Origin of the sequence: Streptomyces sp. MUM 2J (genome assembly GCF_022414535.1) — a bacterium.
GTDB lineage: Bacteria > Actinomycetota > Actinomycetes > Streptomycetales > Streptomycetaceae > Streptomyces.
In genome coordinates this window covers 68,854-85,508 of the sequence record NZ_JADWYM010000007.1, presented here as the reverse complement: position 1 = coordinate 85,508, position 16,655 = coordinate 68,854, and the positions used below count along the sequence as shown (strand labels likewise).

Annotated in this window: 15 protein-coding genes; 5 read left to right on the top strand and 10 right to left on the bottom strand. The window is 75.6% G+C overall.

Annotated features, from left to right (window positions below; all coding sequences use genetic code 11):
• Positions 1-10: 10 nt before the first annotated feature.
• From dnaK to I3F54_RS09550, 4 genes are all read right to left on the bottom strand, one after another.
• On the bottom strand, positions 11-1,873 hold the full coding sequence (gene dnaK, locus I3F54_RS09565; protein WP_240118220.1) for a molecular chaperone DnaK: 1,863 nt from the start codon (positions 1,871-1,873) through the stop codon (positions 11-13).
• Positions 1,874-2,099: 226 nt separating this feature from the next.
• A complete protein-coding gene (locus tag I3F54_RS09560; RefSeq protein WP_240118219.1) occupies positions 2,100-2,528 on the bottom strand; it encodes an OsmC family peroxiredoxin in 429 nt (142 codons plus the stop codon).
• A 391-nt stretch (positions 2,529-2,919) separates the two neighbouring features.
• Positions 2,920-5,076, bottom strand: a complete 2,157-nt coding sequence (locus I3F54_RS09555; protein WP_374205876.1) for a phage holin family protein — start codon at positions 5,074-5,076, stop codon at positions 2,920-2,922.
• Positions 5,077-5,341: 265 nt separating this feature from the next.
• Positions 5,342-5,743 carry a hypothetical protein gene (locus I3F54_RS09550; protein ID WP_240118218.1) on the bottom strand — a complete coding sequence of 134 codons (402 nt, stop codon included), beginning with the start codon at positions 5,741-5,743 and terminating at the stop codon, positions 5,342-5,344.
• An 83-nt stretch (positions 5,744-5,826) separates the two neighbouring features.
• Between I3F54_RS09550 and I3F54_RS09545 the strand changes: the two genes are divergently transcribed.
• Both I3F54_RS09545 and I3F54_RS09540 read left to right on the top strand, forming a co-directional pair.
• Complete coding sequence (locus tag I3F54_RS09545) at positions 5,827-6,600, top strand: MBL fold metallo-hydrolase (RefSeq protein WP_240118217.1); 774 nt, start codon at positions 5,827-5,829, stop codon at positions 6,598-6,600.
• A complete protein-coding gene (locus I3F54_RS09540; protein WP_240118216.1) occupies positions 6,597-7,223 on the top strand; it encodes a DedA family protein in 627 nt (208 codons plus the stop codon). The genes I3F54_RS09545 and I3F54_RS09540 overlap by 4 nt, the downstream gene beginning before the upstream one ends.
• A gap of 142 nt (positions 7,224-7,365) precedes the next feature.
• Here I3F54_RS09540 and I3F54_RS09535 read toward each other — a convergent pair whose 3' ends face one another.
• The 3 genes from I3F54_RS09535 to I3F54_RS09525 form a co-directional block, all read right to left on the bottom strand.
• Positions 7,366-8,502 carry an MBL fold metallo-hydrolase gene (locus I3F54_RS09535; protein ID WP_240118215.1) on the bottom strand — a complete coding sequence of 379 codons (1,137 nt, stop codon included), beginning with the start codon at positions 8,500-8,502 and terminating at the stop codon, positions 7,366-7,368.
• Complete coding sequence (locus I3F54_RS09530; RefSeq protein ID WP_240118214.1) at positions 8,499-9,746, bottom strand: aminotransferase class I/II-fold pyridoxal phosphate-dependent enzyme; 1,248 nt, start codon at positions 9,744-9,746, stop codon at positions 8,499-8,501. The genes I3F54_RS09535 and I3F54_RS09530 overlap by 4 nt, the downstream gene beginning before the upstream one ends.
• Positions 9,747-9,870: 124 nt before the next feature.
• Positions 9,871-10,524: a hypothetical protein gene (locus I3F54_RS09525; RefSeq protein ID WP_240118213.1), complete on the bottom strand. Its 654-nt coding sequence runs from the start codon at positions 10,522-10,524 to the stop codon at positions 9,871-9,873.
• A 263-nt stretch (positions 10,525-10,787) separates the two neighbouring features.
• On the opposite strand from I3F54_RS09525, the gene I3F54_RS09520 reads away from it, so the two are divergent.
• A complete protein-coding gene (locus I3F54_RS09520) occupies positions 10,788-11,180 on the top strand; it encodes a DUF2795 domain-containing protein (RefSeq protein ID WP_240118212.1) in 393 nt (130 codons plus the stop codon).
• Between the two features lie 207 nt (positions 11,181-11,387).
• Here I3F54_RS09520 and I3F54_RS09515 read toward each other — a convergent pair whose 3' ends face one another.
• Positions 11,388-11,636 carry a DUF6158 family protein gene (locus I3F54_RS09515; RefSeq protein ID WP_240118211.1) on the bottom strand — a complete coding sequence of 83 codons (249 nt, stop codon included), beginning with the start codon at positions 11,634-11,636 and terminating at the stop codon, positions 11,388-11,390.
• A gap of 104 nt (positions 11,637-11,740) precedes the next feature.
• On the opposite strand from I3F54_RS09515, the gene I3F54_RS09510 reads away from it, so the two are divergent.
• Positions 11,741-12,859, top strand: a complete 1,119-nt coding sequence (locus tag I3F54_RS09510; protein WP_240118210.1) for a Vms1/Ankzf1 family peptidyl-tRNA hydrolase — start codon at positions 11,741-11,743, stop codon at positions 12,857-12,859.
• A 37-nt stretch (positions 12,860-12,896) separates the two neighbouring features.
• Here I3F54_RS09510 and I3F54_RS09505 read toward each other — a convergent pair whose 3' ends face one another.
• Both I3F54_RS09505 and I3F54_RS09500 read right to left on the bottom strand, forming a co-directional pair.
• Positions 12,897-14,516, bottom strand: coding sequence for an ABC-F family ATP-binding cassette domain-containing protein (locus I3F54_RS09505; RefSeq protein ID WP_240118209.1), 1,620 nt, complete (start codon positions 14,514-14,516; stop codon positions 12,897-12,899).
• A gap of 167 nt (positions 14,517-14,683) precedes the next feature.
• Complete coding sequence (locus tag I3F54_RS09500; RefSeq protein ID WP_240118208.1) at positions 14,684-15,337, bottom strand: histidine phosphatase family protein; 654 nt, start codon at positions 15,335-15,337, stop codon at positions 14,684-14,686.
• 359 nt (positions 15,338-15,696) lie between these two features.
• Here I3F54_RS09500 and I3F54_RS09495 point away from each other — a divergent pair, with 359 nt between their 5' ends.
• Positions 15,697-16,518, top strand: a complete 822-nt coding sequence (locus tag I3F54_RS09495) for a methyltransferase domain-containing protein (protein WP_240118207.1) — start codon at positions 15,697-15,699, stop codon at positions 16,516-16,518.
• Positions 16,519-16,655: the final 137 nt, after the last annotated feature.

Genomic DNA, 16,655 nt, shown 5'->3' with positions numbered 1-16,655 from the left:
CGGGGCTCCCCTACCGCTGGTCGCGTTCGTCGTCGACGATCTCGGCGTCGACGACGCTCTCCTCCTCCGGGTGCGGTGCGGTGTGCTGCTCGCCGTCCGGCTCCTGCTGGGCCGGCCCCTGCTGGGCCTGCGCGTACATGGCCTGCCCCATCTTCTGGCTCACCGTGGCGAGTTCCTCCACCCCGGAGCGCAGCGCGGCGGTGTCGGCGTTCTGCTCCAGCAGGGTCCGGAGGGAGGTGACGGCCGACTCGACCTCGGAGCGGGTGTCGGCGGGGACGCGGTCGCCGTTCTCCTGGAGGAACCTCTCGGTCTGGTAGACGAGTTGCTCGGCCTGGTTGCGGGTCTCGGCGGCCTCACGGCGTGCGCGGTCCTCCTCCGCGTACTGCTCCGCCTCCCGCATCATGCGGTCGATGTCGTTCTTGGGCAGGGCCGAGCCGCCGGTGACGGTCATCTTCTGCTCGCGGCCGGTGGCCAGGTCCTTGGCGGAAACGTGCATGATCCCGTTGGCGTCGATGTCGAAGGCCACCTCGATCTGCGGTACGCCGCGCGGGGCGGGCGGCAGCCCGGTGAGGTCGAAGACGCCGAGCTTCTTGTTGTAGGCGGCGATCTCCCGTTCGCCCTGGTAGACCTGGATGCCGACGGAGGGCTGGTTGTCGGCGGCGGTGGTGAAGATCTCCGAGCGCCGGGTGGGGATCGTGGTGTTGCGCTCGATGAGCTTGGTCATGATGCCGCCCTTGGTCTCGATGCCGAGGGACAGCGGGGTGACGTCGAGCAGCAGGACGTCCTTGACGTCGCCGCGGATCACACCGGCCTGGAGGGCGGCGCCCACGGCGACGACCTCGTCCGGGTTGACGCCCTTGTGCGGGTCCTTGCCGGTCAGCTCCTTCACCAGCTCGGTGACGGCGGGCATCCTCGTCGAGCCGCCGACCAGGATCACGTGGTCGATCGCGGACAGTTTCACGCCCGCGTCCTCGACCGCCCGGTGGAAGGGCTGCTTGCAGCGCTCCAGGAGGTCGGCGGTCAGCTCCTGGAACTGGGCGCGGGTCAGCTTCTCGTCGAGGTGGAGGGGCCCTTCGGCGGTGGCCGTGAGGTAGGGCAGGTTGATCGTCGTCTCCGAGGAGCTGGACAGCTCGATCTTGGCCTTCTCCGCGGCCTCGCGCAGCCGCTGCACCGCCATCCGGTCGGCGGCCAGGTCGATGCCGTGGCGTCCCTTGAACGCACCGGCCAGGTGCTCGACGATCCGCTGGTCCCAGTCGTCGCCACCCAGATGCGTGTCGCCGTTGGTGGCCTTGACCTCGATGACGCCGTCGCCGATGTCCAGCAGCGAGACGTCGAAGGTACCTCCGCCGAGGTCGAACACGAGGACGGTCTGCTCCTCACCGCGGTCGAGGCCGTAGGCGAGGGCGGCGGCGGTCGGCTCGTTGATGATCCGGAGCACCTTCAGCCCCGCGATCTCCCCGGCCTCCTTGGTGGCCTGCCGCTGGGCGTCGTCGAAGTAGGCGGGCACGGTGATCACCGCGTCGGTGACGTCCTCACCGAGGTAGGCCTCGGCGTCCCGCTTCAGCTTCTGCAGGACCCGCGCCGACAGCTCCTGGGCCCGGTAGCGGGTGCCGTCCACCGAACCGTGCTCGGGGAAGCGCCAGTGTGCGTCGCCCATGTGCCGCTTGACCGAGCGGGCGGTGCGGTCGACGTTGGTCACCGCCTGCCGCTTGGCCACCTCGCCGACGAGGACGTCCCCGTTCTTGGCGAAGGCCACGACCGAGGGTGTGGTCCTGGCCCCCTCCGCGTTGGCGATGACCGTGGGCTCACCGCCCTCCAGCACCGCCACGACCGAGTTGGTGGTCCCCAGATCTATGCCGACCGCCCGTGCCATAGCCGTCCCCTTCCGTCAGGGCGCGCCTCCACCCCTCCAGCACAGAACGCGGGCAGGTGGTTGTCAATGCCACCCCCGATGTCAGGGCCGTGCGGCGCCGGGTGCGCCGGCACGGGCGGGCCGGACGCGGTACGGCTGCGGGGTGCCGGGCCGGGTGGTGGCGGTACCGCCGGGCGCTCGCGCGGACCGGCTCCCGCCGGGGTGCCGGTCCGCGCGACGTGCGTGCTCAGGTGAGCTTCGCGGACAGGGTGATCGGCACGGCCTTCAGGGCCTGGCTGACCGGGCAGTTCACCTTGGCGTCCTCGGCGGCGGCGGCGAACGCGTCGTCGTCGATGCCGGGAACGGTGCCTTCGACGGAGAGGTGGACGCCGGTGATGCCCTCACCCGGCTGGAACGTGACGTCGGCCGAGGTGACGAGCTTGGTGGGCGGGGTGCCGGCCTTGGCGAGGATGTTGGAGAAGGCCATGGAGAAGCAGCTGGAGTGGGCGGCGGCGATCAGCTCCTCGGGGCTGGTCCTGCCGTTCGGCTCCTCGGCGCGGGAGGGCCACGACACGGGCTGCTGGTCGATCGCGCCGGAGGAGTCGAAGGTGACGACGCCGCTGCCCTGGAGCAGGTCGCCTTCCCAGACGGTGTGTGCGGAGCGCGTGGTAGCCACGGTAGGTCCTTTCACGTGTGGTCCCGTGCCCGGGATTCCTGCCCCCATCCGATCACATTCCGGCGCGCGGCACGCGGAAGACCTGCCCCGGGTCGGGGGACGGCGGACGCGGGCCGGGACGTGCGCCTCACGGCGGCAACACGGCGGAGCCCTGTGGGCGTTGGGCCCGCGCTCCCCGGCCGGTGCGGGTGCCCCTGCCGGGCCCGCTCGGCCGGCCGGGCAGCGGTGCCGGGCGGGGGCCGGACCGCGGTGGGCGGTGGGCGGTTCCCGGGCGCGCGGCGGGTGCGGCAGGAGCGTCGCCGTGCCGGGGAGGGCGCCCGGGGTGGAGGGCTACGGTCCGGGGTCCGCCGGCGGCCGTCCGCGCACGGGGAGCGGCCGGAGCCGCATCCCGTCACGCGCTCCTGTCCCGCGCGCCGGTGTCCGGCACCGTCCGGGGGGCGCCGCCGGGGGCCGCGGACCGCGGGGTGTCCACCGGGACCACGGGGGGTGCCGGGGCCGCGGGCGCCGCCGGGAGGTGGGTTCCGTCCGCCTCGTGCAGCCAGCGGCGCAGGACGCGGTGGACCTGTTCGGCGCCGGCCGGCTCCGTCCCGTCCTCGGCGGGCGGCGAGAAGGCCAGCGGGGACAGCAGGAACGGCCTGCTCTGGGCGCCGCCGAGGCCGCCGTGCGAGCCGATCTGCTCCTCGAAGGCCAGGACCTCGCCGTCCGAGGGGTCGTGGACGGAGTTGACCATGATGTCGGCGGTGTTGGGGAAGGCATGAGTGCGGCGTACGGCGTCGGCGGCGCCCGGTCCGAACGCGTCGAGCGGGCCGGAGCCCTCGTCCAGCCGGTCCAGCGGGATCTCGGCGCCGCGCGCACCGAGGACGACGCCGCCGTGATCCCGGTCGGCGACGAGGAGGAAGCCGATGCCGGGGTGATCGGCGAGGGTCGGCAGCAGGGCGGGGTGCCGGGCGTCGATCTCCTGCCGGGTCATGCGGTGCGGCACGTCCGGGAAGGAGACCAGGCCCAGGTTGCCGGAGGCGAGCACGATCGGCTCCGAGCGCCGGGAGGGCCGGTGCCGCTCCCCGCCCTCCTCGACCGGGCGGCGCAGGGCCGCACGGACGGCGGCCCGGGCCTCCGCGCCGCTGTGGGTGCGCTCCGCGCGGCGCGGCACGGGCAGTCCGCACCCGGCCCGCACCAGGTCGGCGAGGGTCAGGCCGTAACGGGCACGGAACGTCTCACCGGGGCTCTGGCCGTGGTCGGACAGGACGACGATCCGGTACGGCCGCGGGGCGTGCTCGGCGACTTTCTCGATCAGCGCGAGCGAGCGGTCCAGCCGCTGCAGCACCTGCGCGGCGTCGCGGCTCACGGGACCGGAGTGGTGGGCGACCTCGTCGTAGGCGACGAGGTCGGCGTAGACGGCGGTGCGTCCGGCGAGCATGTCGCCCATCACGGCGGCCACCACCACATCGCGTTCCACGACGGTGGCGAAGGCCCGGACGAGGGGGTAGAGGCCGCCGCGGGAGACGCGTGGGCGCTGATCGCGCACCCGGGCCCGGGTGGACTGGCCGAGTTCGCGGCAGGCGTCGGCGACGAAGGACAGCGCGGTGCGCACGGCGTTCGCCGGGTCGGAGAAGTAGGCGAAGTATCCGGCCCGGGACCGGTTGTCGCGGCCGCGGCGGGCGGAGACGGACAGCACCAGGGCGAGTTCGCCGGCGCCGCCGCTGAAGAGGTTGCCGCGGCTGGCGCCGTCCGTGACGAGCAGTCCGCCGTCCCCGGTGCGCGCGATCGCGCGGCGCTGGAGTTCGGCGGCGCTGCTGGGCCGGTTGCAGACCATGACCTCGCCGCGGTCCTTCTCGTACCAGCGGAAGGCGGGCACACCGTCGTTGGTGCCGTGCAGGATCCCCAGCTGGCTGGCGCCGGTCTGGCTGGACCAGTCGGTGCGCCACGGGGTGAGCCGGTGGGTGGCGGCGCCCCCGTCGCCCTCGCCGAGCCAGCGGGCGACGGTCGGCATCAGCCCCTTGCCGGCGGCTTCGCGCAGGACGTCGTGGCCCACCCCGTCGAACTGCACGAAGACGGTGCCGGGGGTGGAGGCGCAGGGCGGGTGGTGGCGGCGCCGGCGGTCGGCGAGCCGGTACAGACGGCGCCGGTAGGCGTCGTCGTCGCGCACGGCGAGGGCGGCACCGGTCGCCGACGCGACGGCGGACATCACGGCGGCGACGATGACGGCGGTCTCGAGGTCGGCCTCGCTGGCACCGGAGGGGTTGATGCGCAGGGCGACGAGCAGCAGGGAGCCGTTGAGGAAGAAGACCAGCAGGCCGAGGACGAGCGCGGGCACCAGCAGCAGGAGACGTACCAGGGCGGGCCAGACCAGTGCCGACAGCAGACCGAAGGCACCGGCGCCCAGCGCGGCCGTCACGGCTATGCGGGTGGCGCTGTCGCCGTCGGGGGACTGGAGCTGGAAGTCGGGCAGGACTCCGGCGAGGACCAGCATGGTGACCGTGGACACCGCCCACACCACGACGCTCCGCCCTGTCTGCCCGGCGATCCGCCGCCAACGCCCTCCGTCCACGCTGTGCCCACCTCACGTCCCGGCCCGCGCCCGCGACGGGCCTGGCTCCACCCTGTCACACGCCCCGGAGCGGGCACGGGCCCACGGTGGCCCTCGCCGGTCCGGCCGGGGTCCGGTCCGCGGGCGGAGCGGGCGCGGGGGCGGCACCGGCCGTGCGCACCGGCGCCGGGTCCCGAGGGGGGACGGTGCCCCGGACGGGAGGGCGGGCTGCGCAGGCGGGCGCCCGGGGCGGACGGGCGCCGGGCCCGGGAGCCGCCGGCGGCGACTACCTGCCGTCGTATCCGGCCGTGGGCATCGACAGCCGCCGGTGCACGCAGGCCTTCATCCGGGCGTCGTAGGACGGCTCGGCGCAACCCACCGTCTCCACCCGCACTCCGCGCCGGGCGCACTCGGCGGTGAACTCGTCCACGGAGGCGAGGGCGCTCTCCAGCACCCGGCGGCTGGGCGCCACGAAGACATCGACGCCCGACCGGACGCCGTCCCACAGCGCACCGTGGTCGGGGCGCAGTCCGCTGACGAGCAGTTCGCGGCTGACGACGTACCCGCGTTCGGCGGCCCAGCGGGCGCAGACGGCGTGCTGGCTGCGGGAGTCCACCAGGAACGGATCGCTGTCCAGTGCCTCCAGCGGTGTCAGACTCGCGATCGCCGTGACGCGGGTCGGTCCCATGGCGCTCCCCTCACCTCCGGGTTTCGCCGCCGACCCTACTCCTGCCCGTAGGCTTCGGGGAGTCGCGCGAAGGAGGCGAAGGGGTGCCGGTGGAGATCACCTGGTGGGGGCACGCCACCTGCACGGTCGAGGATTCGGACGTCCGTGTCCTCACCGATCCTCTGTTCGCCCGCAGGCTCGCGCATCTCAGGCGCCGCCGCGGGCCCGTACCGCCGCCGCAGGCCCGGCGGGCGGACGTCGTGCTGGTCTCGCACCTCCACGCCGACCACCTCCACGTGCCCTCGCTGGAGACCCTCGCGCCGGGCACGCGCCTGATCGTGCCCCGGGGTGCGCCGCGCGCCGTCCCGGGCCTGCGGCGCCTGAGGCACCTGCGGCTGTACGAGGTGGCGCCCGGCGACGAGACGGCGATCGGCGATCTTCTGGTGCGTGCCGTGCCGGCCCGGCACGACGGGCGGCGCCTACCGGTCGGACCGCACCGCTCCCCCGCGCTCGGGTACGTCGTGGAGGGCGAGGCGCGCACCTACTTCGCCGGGGACACCGGGCTGTTCGCGTCGATGGCCGAGGAGGTCGGGCCGGTCGACGTGGCGCTGCTGCCGGTGGGCGGCTGGGGGCCGTACCTCGGCGACGGCCACCTGGACGCGGGGCGCGCCGCGCAGGCACTGGCCCTGCTCGCGCCGCGCAGCGCGGTACCGGTGCACTACGGCACGTACTGGCCGATCGGGATGGACGCGGTGCGCCCGCACGAGTTCCACGCCCCCGGTGACGAGTTCGTGCGGCTGGCCGCCGTGCGGACGCCGGCGGTGGCGGTGCACCGGCTGCGGCACGGGGAGAGCGTCCGCCCGGAGGTGGCCCCGTGACGCTGCTGGCCCAGGCGCTGTCCGCGGCACGCTCGACCGTGCCGCCCGAGTCGACCCAGCAGGCGATCGGCTATCCGTCGCTGTTCCTGCTGGTGCTGATCGGCGCGCTGGTGCCGGTGGTGCCGACGGGGGCGCTGGTGAGCTCCGCGGCCGTGGTGGCCGTGCATCAGACGGCGCCGTTCGCGCTGGCGCTGGTCTTCGTGACGGCGTCACTGGCCGCCTTCTGCGGGGACGCGGCGCTGTACGCGCTGGGGCGGCGCGGCATGGGTTCGAAGAACGGATCCCGCTGGCTGGAGGCGATCCGGGCGCGGGCGCCGGAGGAGCGGCTCACCCGGGCCCAGGACAGGCTCGCCGAGCACGGGGTGGCGGTCCTGGTGCTGTCCCGGCTGGTGCCGGCCGGGCGGATCCCGATCATGCTGGCGTGCCTGCTCGCGGAGTGGCCGCTGCGGACGTTCGCCCGCGGCAACCTGCCCGCCTGTCTGGCGTGGGCGGTGACGTACCAGCTGATCGGCATCCTCGGGGGTTCCCTGTTCCCCCAGCCCTGGCAGGGCGTGGTCGCGGCGGTCGCGGTGGCGCTGCTGATCAGCGGCACGCCCACGGTGTGGAGGCGCCTGCGCGGATGAGGTGTCCGGGACCACCGGGCGGGTGCCCGGTGGCGGGTGCGGGGTGGCGGGTGCGGGCGGCATCGGTCGTCCCGGGCGGTCGGCGGGTGCCTGTCCCGTGGCGGGCCGCGCGGCGATCCGGTGGTGCGTCCGGCGGCCCGTCTCAGGGCGCCTCCAGCACCCGTGAGGCCCCGACCGGCAGGTCCCACAGGTCGTCGCGGTCCAGCCCCGCCGCCTGCCAGGCCGCCCGCACGCGGGTGAGCGGTTCCAGGACCGGCTCGGCGGAGAGGACGAACGTGCCCCAGTGCATCGGTGCCATGCGGCGGGCCCCCAGGTCCTGCGCTGCCCGCACCGCCTCCTCCGGGTCGCAGTGGACGTCGCTGAGCCACCACCGCGGGTCGTAGGCCCCGACGGGCAGGAGCGCGAGGTCGATGCCGGGATAGCGCCGGCCGATGCGGCCGAACCAGTGGCCGTAGCCGGTGTCGCCGGCGAAGTGGACGCGCTGCCCGTCGGGGGCGGTGAGCACCCAGCCGCCCCACAGGGAGCGGCAGGTGTCGGTGAGGGTCCGCTTGGACCAGTGGTGGGCGGGGACGAAGTCGAAGCGGACACCCGCCGGGCGCCCCCCGCGCTCCCCGGCCGGGGTGCCCGCCGCCGTTCCCCTCGCCGCCAGCTCGGCCCCCTCCCACCAGTCCAGCTCGGTGACACGGCTGAACCGGCGCCGGTGGAACCAGCGGCCGAGGCCGGCCGGCACGAACACCGGGGTGTGGCGTGGAAGCCGGCGCAGGGTGGGGGCGTCGAGGTGGTCGTAGTGGTTGTGGCTGATGACGACGGCGTCGACGGGCGGCAGCGCGCTCCAGGCGACGCCGACGGGCGTGATGCGGGCCGGGGTGCCGAGGATGCGGCGGGACCACACCGGGTCGGTCAGGACGGTGAGCCCGCCGATGCGGATGACCCAGCTGGCGTGCCCTGCCCAGGTGACGGCGACGGTACGGGCGTCGACGCCCGGCAGCGGGCCCGGCTCGAAGGGCAGCCGCGGGATGTCGGCCAGGCCCTCCTCGCCGGGGCGCACCGAGCCCTCGCGGGCGAAGCGGGCGAGCGCCTTCAGGCCGGGCAGGGGTGCGGTGAGCCGGTCGTGGAAGGTCCGCGGCCACACCCGCCGTTCGCCCAGCGGACGCGGGTCCGCCAGCGGGGGGACCTCGGGTGGGCAGGCGGCGGTGCCGACCGGACGGGTCGCCGTTCCCTCCGCGGCGGCGGTACCGGCGGTGGCCGTCGTGCTGTTCGACTCGGGCTGCTGCGTCATCGAGGAGGCTCCCGTCGCTGGGCGTCGTCGCGGAGATCGTCGAAGACCGACCTCACCGTGTTCAGGGCGCGGTGCACGTGCGGCAGGTCCAACGGGGCGGCGGAGGTGAGGCATTCCGCTCGCTCGGCGTCCGTGCCGCCCAGCAGCGGACCGGTGGAGAGCCGCACGCGCAGGGCCCCGAGGTCGTCCCCGAAGCGGTGACCGCCGGGTGCGGGCATCCCGAGACGGACGGTCAGGAAGTCCTCCAGTTCCTGTGCGTCGCCCACGCCGTGGCCGGACAGGGCCGGGCGGAGCGGGCCGAGGTCGGCGTACAGGTGGCGGCCGGCCTGCGGAGGGCGGGCCAGCGCGCCCGCGGCCACGACGGCCGCCTGCACGGCGGCGGCCACCCGGGCGTGCAGGCCCACGGCGGCGGCCACCCGCGCGGTGACGGCCGCGGGCTCGGACAGCGAGTGGACCGCCGCCGCGGCGACGGGCGCGGCCACGCGGGCGCCGAGCGCGGTGAGGACGTCGAGCACGCGCGCGTGGAGGCCGTCGCCGTGACCGTTCGCGGGGAAGCGGGCGACGGCGGCGGGCCAGCCGACCGGCAGCAGCGCGCCGGCCAGGTCGGAGACGACGGTGACCCGGTCGGGCAGCATCTCGGCGGGGCTGAGCAGCACGGTGTCGTGCGGGCGGTGCAGGGTGTCGCGCCAGGTCTCGTCGCTGACCAGGTGCAGACCCTCGCCGACGGCGGCCTCGACGGTCTCGTGCAGGACCTCGGGCGGCGCGACGGTGGCGGTGGGGTCGTCGGCGACGGACAGCACCAGCAACCGCGGGTCGCCGCCCTCCGCGCGGACCCGGCGCACCGTCTCCAGCAGCGCGTACGGGTCGGGCACGCCGCCGCACTCGGCGGGCGTCGCGACGTGGAACACCGGTCTGCCCAGCAGGCGCGCGTAGGGCGCCCACCAGGCGGCGCACGGCCGGGGCACCAGCACGTCCCCGCCGAGCGCGGCGGTGAGGGCCAGCAGCAGTGCGGGGGCGCCCGGGGCGGCGGCCACGCGGTCGGGCCCGGCGGGCAGCCCGCGGCGGGTGAACCAGCCGCAGGCGGCGTCCAGGAGGGCGCTTCCCCCGCCGACCGGCTCGGCCTCGGTGCGGCCCGCGGCGGCGGCGACCACCGCAGTCAGCTCGGGCAGCACCGGCAGCCCGTCGCCGGGGAGAGGCGGCCCGTAGCGGACGGGCCCGTGGTCCTCGGGGTCCGTGCGCCGCATGCCTGCCTCCACCCGGACCCAGGTGCCCGCCGTCGCCGCCCGGATCCTCGTCGATCTTCGGTCCCTCGGAATCGGAGTACCCACGGACCCCGTGTGCCATGGGCACCCGCACGGGTTGCCCCGGTCACACCCGCCGGCCGCGCCGGTCGGAGTGCCCCCGCCGCAGCCGGTGCACGGCGGCGCCGGCAGCGCCCGCGACGAACAGGCCGCCGGCGACGAGGGCGGGGACGGAACCGGTGAAGGCGCCGCCCTCGCCCGCCCGGACGCCGTGCTGGATCACCGGGCCGCCGCAGGAGGTGTCGTGCGGCTCGGGGCAGGACGACGGGGTGCCGTGGTGGTCGGGCCCCCGGTCGACGTCGAAGGTGGCGCTCCACGGCCGGTCCTGCCCACCGGGGGGTGCCGGGCAGTCGCCGTCGACGATCCACGCCGTGTCCGGCCCGGTCCCGTCGGCTCCCTCGAAGTCCTCGGCCGGGGAGATGCGGGCGGTGCCGCGGTAGGCGGGCTCCCCGGCGGCGCGGTCGCCGCCCGCGGGCACCTTGCGCAGTTGGACGGTGCCCTCGTCGAAGGCCGGGGAGGTCGCCTCCAGGGTCTCCGGCACGGCCCCGCCCAGGGCGTCGCAGGAGACGGAGACGGTGACGGTCCCGCCCGGCCGCACCGCCCCCGGGGCGACCTCGGCGGCCGGCCCGGCAGCGGGCTCGGCGACCGCGTGCGGCGCAACGGCGGCCACCGCGGCCCCGCTGAGCAGGGCGACGGCCAGGACACGGGCGGTGCGGCGCATGGGGCGGGCTCCTTCCGGGCGGCACGGCGTGTGCGTGCCCCCGCGGACATCACAGCCCCCCGGGCCCGGGGGCGCGCGCGGCCGTCCTCCATTGGCGGGAAGAACGCAGCCGACCGGGTGACGGGGACGCCCCCCGGCTGCGGTGCACGCCGGCCGGGGTTTCCGGTCGTCCTCCACGGTGACCCGGCAGACCCCGGCCGCACCGGTGTCGGCGCCGGTCCGCCGGGTACGCGGGGGAAACGTTCGAGGATCTGGAGGGAGACATGCAGCGAGGCAGCGACCGGATGAGCGTGTACCGCGACGAGGAGAGGAAGCACGAACTGCAGGGCCTGCTCCGCTCCGGCCACCCCACGCGCCTGGAGGAGTGGCAGGACCCGGAGCCGGCTGCCGAGGACGACCCGCAGGTCTGGGGCGGCTCCGTGGCGCCGGGCGGCGGGGCAGCGTCCCTGGAGACGGTGCGGCTGGAGCTGGCCCGGATCCTGGGCCGCGGCGCCTTCCCGGCCGACGCGGCCCAGCTGGCCGGCGTCCTGCACCGCAGGAACGCACCGGACGCGCTCGTCGACGCGCTCCGGACGCTGCCGCGCCGGGAGCGCTACGGCAACGTCCAGGAGCTGGCCGAGGCGGTCACCGGAACGGCACGGCACGGCGGTCGGTGAGGGCGCCCGCGACGACGCTTACGCCGCGCGACGACAGCGCCACCGGGGTACCGGGCGGCGTGAGACGCCGGAGGGCCGGGCTCTCGTGGACGGGACCCGGCCGGTCCGTGTGCACGAGGGCGTGTGCACGAGGGCGTACGGGCCCGTGCGCGGCTCCCGGCAGGGTGTGCCGCGCCGCCCCGGGCGCGGCACGGGCTTCGCCCCGGGTCAGGCGGGGGGTGCCGCCGACTCCCCGCCACGGCGCTCCCGGGCGCCCTCGCGGGTCCGTCCGGCGGCGACGGTGCGCCGCGGGTTGCGGCGCAGGTACTCGCCCTCCAGTTGCGCCATGCGCTCGTTGTGGGCGCGCAGCGCGTCGCCCGAGCCGTACAGCAGGGTGTCGTGGCGCGTGCGGTGGATCGTCTCCAGCTCCCTCATCAGCTGCTGGTCGTCCAGTCGCGCCGGGTCGACTCCGCTCATGGTGGTGCCCTGTTCGTCGTCGCTACGTCGTGTTCGTCCCTGCGGTCCGGGTACCCACCCCGGTGAGCACACCACGACTTCCGAGCGGCGTCCGGGAGGGAGCCATGGATCTCGCCTATCTGCATCCACTCTACGAACAAACCGGGTCCTGGGCCTCCGCGTACGTGGACCTCTCCCACGGTGCCGGGGAACGGCCCGCCCGGGGCGAGCCGACGGCCCGTGCGATGGCCCGGGAGCTCGCGGCGCAGGGGGCGGACGAGGCGACGTGCCGGGCGGTGCGGCACGCCGTCGACGACCTGGTGCACTCCGCCGACCCGTACGGCCGTGCCCTGTTCGCCCGGTCCGGCGAGGTGGTGCTGGATCCGCCGCTCGCCCGGCCCCCGCGGGACGGCGGTTCCGCGCAGTGGGCCCCGCTGCCGCGGGTGGCGCCGCTGCTGGAGCTGGCCGGGGAGGACCCGGTGTGCGTGGTCGCCTATCTGGACCGCAGGGGCGCGGACTTCGAGCTGCGCGGCGGGCCGGCGGGCCACGAGGCGGACGCGGTGCCGGGATGGCAGTGGCCGGTGCGCCGGACGGGCTCGGCGGACCGGTCCGAGCGGCGCTTCCAGCTACGGGTGGAGAACGCCTGGGAGCACAACGCGGCGGAGATCGCCGACGCGCTCGCCGTGTGCCAGGAGGAGACCCGTGCCGACCTGCTGATCCTGGTGGGCGACGACCGCGAGCGGCGGGCCGTGCAGGAGCGGCTGCCGCGGCGGCTCCACGACCGGGTCGTGGAGACCGGCACGGGCTCGGGCGGCAGGCTGCTCGACGAGGAGGTGGACCGGGCGCGTGCCGAGCATGTGCGCCGCGGGGCGCGGAAGGACCTGGACCGCTTCCTGGCCGGTCGTGTCCCGGATGCCCGGGGCCGGGCCACGGCCGTGGAGGGCGTGCCCGCTCTGGTGGAGGCCGCCCGCGAGCACCGCATCGACGAGCTGCTGATCCGCCCGGAGGGGCCGGACACGCGTCGCGAGGTGTGGATCGGTCAGGAGCCGGACCGGGTCGCGGTACGCCGTACGGAGCTCACGGCGCTCGGCGCACCGCCCGCGTGGCAGGCCCGTGCCGACGACGCCCTGCTGCGGGCCGCCGTCGAGGCCGGCGCGCCCGCCGTCTGTGTCACGCCGGCCCTGCCCGACGCGTCCGCGGACACGCCGTCCGGTGGTCTGGGCGCGCTGCTGCGCGGGTGGTGAGGCGCCGGGCGGACGGGAGGGAGCGGCACGGCGGGCGTCAGCGCACCCGCTCCACGCGCCGTTCGTCCCACACGGGCCCGGGTGTCTCGCGGACCCGGCCGTCGCTGCCGAAGACGAGGAAGCGGTCGAAGGAGCGGGCGAACCACCGGTCGTGGGTGACCGCGAGGACCGTTCCCTCGAAGGCCTCCAGGCCGTCCTGGAGGGCCTCGGCGGACTCCAGGTCGAGGTTGTCGGTCGGCTCGTCCAGCAGCAGCGACGTGACGCCCTGGAGTTCCAGCAGCAGGATCTGGAAGCGGGCCTGCTGGCCGCCGGAGAGCCGGTCGAAGGCCTGCTCGGCCTGGTGGGTGAGTTCGTAGCGCCGCAACCGGGACATGGCCGCGCCGCGGTCCTGTGCGTGCTCGCGCCACAGGATGTCAAGGAGGCTGCGGCCGTGGAGTTCGGGGTGGGCGTGGGTCTGCGCGAAGTGGCCGGGCACGACCCGTGCGCCGAGCTTCCACCGCCCCGTGTGCGCGACGTCGTCCCCGGCGAGCAGACGCAGGAAGTGCGACTTGCCGGAGCCGTTGGAGCCGAGCACGGCGACCCGCTCGCCGAAGAAGACCTCCAGGTCGAAGGGCCTCATCAGGCCGGTCAGCTCCAGCCCGGTGCAGGTGAGGGCCCGCTGGCCGGTCCGGCCGCCCCTCAGCCGCATCCTGATGTCCTGTTCGCGCGGCGGCTCGGGCGGCGGTCCGGCCTCCTCGAACCTGCGCAGCCGGGTCTGCGCGGCCCGGTAGCGGGACGCCAGATCGGCGCTGTTCTCCGCGGCCTGACGGAGGTTCAGCACCAGCTTCTTCAGCTGGGCGTGCTTCTCGTCCCAGCGCCTGCGCAACTCCTCGAAGCGGGCGAAGCGTTCGCGGCGGGCCTCGTGGAAGGTGGCGAAGCCGCCGCCGTGCACCCAGGCGTCGGCGCCGGCCGGGCCGGGCTCGACGGAGACGATCTTGTCTGCGGCTCGGGCGAGGAGTTCGCGGTCGTGGGAGACGAACAGGACGGTCTTGCGGGTCTCCTTCAGCCGTTCCTCCAGCCAGCGCTTGCCGGGCACGTCGAGGTAGTTGTCGGGCTCGTCGAGCAGGAGCACCTCGTCGGTGCCACGCAGCAGCGCCTCCAGGACGAGCCGCTTCTGCTCACCGCCGGACAGTGTGCTCACCTGCCGCCACTGGGCCCTCTCGTAGGGCACGCCGAGGGCGGCCGTGGTGCACATGTCCCACAGCGTCTCGGCCTCGTAGCCGCGGGCCTCGGCCCAGTCGGCGAGTGCCTGCGCGTACCCGAGCTGGGCTGCCTCGTCGTCAACGGTCATGACGGCGTGTTCGGCGGCGTCGACGGCGCGTGCGGCCTCGCGGATGCGCGGCGGGGCGACGGAGACGAGCAGGTCGCGCACGGTGGTGTCGTCGCGTACGGAGCCCACGAACTGGCGCATCACGCCGAGCCCGCCGCTGACGGTGACGGTGCCGCCGTGCGGCTTCAGCTCGCCGGAGATCAACCGCAGGAGGGTGGTCTTGCCGGCGCCGTTCGGCCCGACGAGGGCGCCGGCGGCGCCGTCGCCGACCCGGAAGGAGACGTCGCCGAGGAGAGCCCTCCCGTCCGGAAGGTAGTACTCCAGATGCGCTGCTTCCAGGTGTCCCATGGGGACGCATTCTGCGGGCGGGCCGCGGGAACGGGCAAACGCTTATCCGCCGCGCCCGTGCCGCTCCCGGTGGAACCGGTTCCACCGTGCCCCGGCCGGGCCCCGCCCGCCGGGCCCGCGATCACGCCACGCCGGGCGCATCCGGCCGTCCCTCCGCGTGGACGCGGTCAGACCCCGCCCACCGGGTGGCCGGTCGGGCCCTCCGCCCCGGACGGGGTCACCGACTCGCCCGCCCAGGTCAGGGCCTTCCAGCCATCGGACGGGGAACCCTCCAGGACGACCACGCCGGTGTTCCTCAACGGGTGCGCGGCGGCGAAGGGGACGTCGACGTTGTCGACGCGGGCGGCGGTCCACATGCGGATGGCGGCGCCGTGACTGACCAGGGCGACCGTGCCGGCCTGGAGGGCCGCGGCTTCGGCGACCACGGCGTCGTAGCGGCCCAGCGCCTCGTCTCCGTTCTCGCCCCCCGGGATGCGCAGCGCGGTCCGCCCCGCCGGCCAGGCGAACACGGTCCTCATGTAGAGCTCCCCGCGCTCGGAGTCGCCGCGCAGCATCTCCAGGTCGCCCGCGGAGATCTCACGGATGCCGTCGCGGACGGTGACCTCCAGACCGCGGGCCGCAGCCAGCGGGGCGGCAGTGAGCTGGGTGCGGACGAGGGTGGAGGCGAAGACGGCGCCGATGTCCTCGTGGGCGAGCGCGGAGGGGAGGGCGGCGGCCTGCCGCTCACCGAGATCCGTCAGGCCCGGTCCGGGGACGCTGGTGTCGAGGACGTACTCCAGGTTGGACGGGGTCTCACCGTGGCGGATGAGGAGCAGGCGCATGCAGGGTTCCTCCGGGTGGACGATCCGCCGGTCGGGAGAACGGCCACTTCAGGGTACCCAGGGGCCGTATGAGCCCTGCTGTCGGGCTCACCACGCCCCTGTCCGCCCGTCACCGGCCGCGCGGGAAGCCGCCGGCCCTCGGCTCCCGGCTGTTCGAGTTCGCCGCCGAACAGCGAGCCGCCGCAGGCGCTTACCGGCCGGCCCCGCAGAGCCGACCCGGAACCGGCCCCCGGAACCGACACACCGTCAGCTCACATAATGGACACCATGTCTCACCATTCGGCGCCAGTGCGTACGGTGTCGCCCATCGCCCGACCGGGTCGGCCCCGGCGGGGACCGGTACGAGTGGAGGGGCACGCATGACGAACCCGCGGGAGACGGCCGTCTACACGCACGGGCACCACGAGTCGGTGCTGCGTTCGCACACCTGGCGCACCGCCGCCAACTCGGCGGCGTACCTGCTCGGCGTCCTCCGGCCCGGCATGCGGATCCTGGACATCGGCTGCGGTCCCGGCACGATCACCGCCGACCTGGCCGCGCTGGTCCCCGACGGACAGGTCACCGGCATCGACCGGGCACCGGAGATCCTGGACCGGGCGCGGGCCACGGCCGCGGCGCGCGGCGTGCGGAACGTCGGCTTCGCGGTCGGCGACGCGCACGCTCTCGCCCACCCCGACGACGCGTTCGACGTCGTCCACGCCCACCAGGTGCTGCAGCACGTGGGCGACCCCGTGCGGGTGCTGCGGGAGATGGGGCGGGTGACCGCGCCGGGCGGGTTCGTCGCCGCGCGCGACGCCGACTACGCGGCCATGACCTGGTATCCGCGGGTGCCGGGACTGGACGACTGGCTGGCGCTGTACCAGCGGGTGGCCCGCGCGGGCGGCGGCGAGCCGGACGCCGGGCGGCGCCTGAAGGCATGGGCGCGGCAGGCAGGCTTCGCCGACATCACCGCGACCTCCGGCACCTGGACGTACGCCTCGCCCGAGGAACGCCGATGGTGGAGCGAGCTGTGGGCGGAACGCACGGTGGCCTCCTCCTACGCCCGGCTGGCCGTCGACGGGGGGCACGCCACCGAGGCGGAACTGCGGGCCGTGGCGGACGCCTGGCGGGAGTGGGGGCGGCAGGAGGACGGCTGGTTCGCCGTGCTCCACGGGGAGATCCTGTGCCGGAAGGAACCGTGATCCTTCCCCGGATCCGGCCCCGTCGGGTCGGCCCGCACGCTGCCGGGCCGGTCCGGCGGCGCCGACGGGACGGCCGTTCCCCGGCCGTCCCGCGCCCCTGCCGGGGCCGCCACCGCACGCCGCGTCGGGTTCGGTCC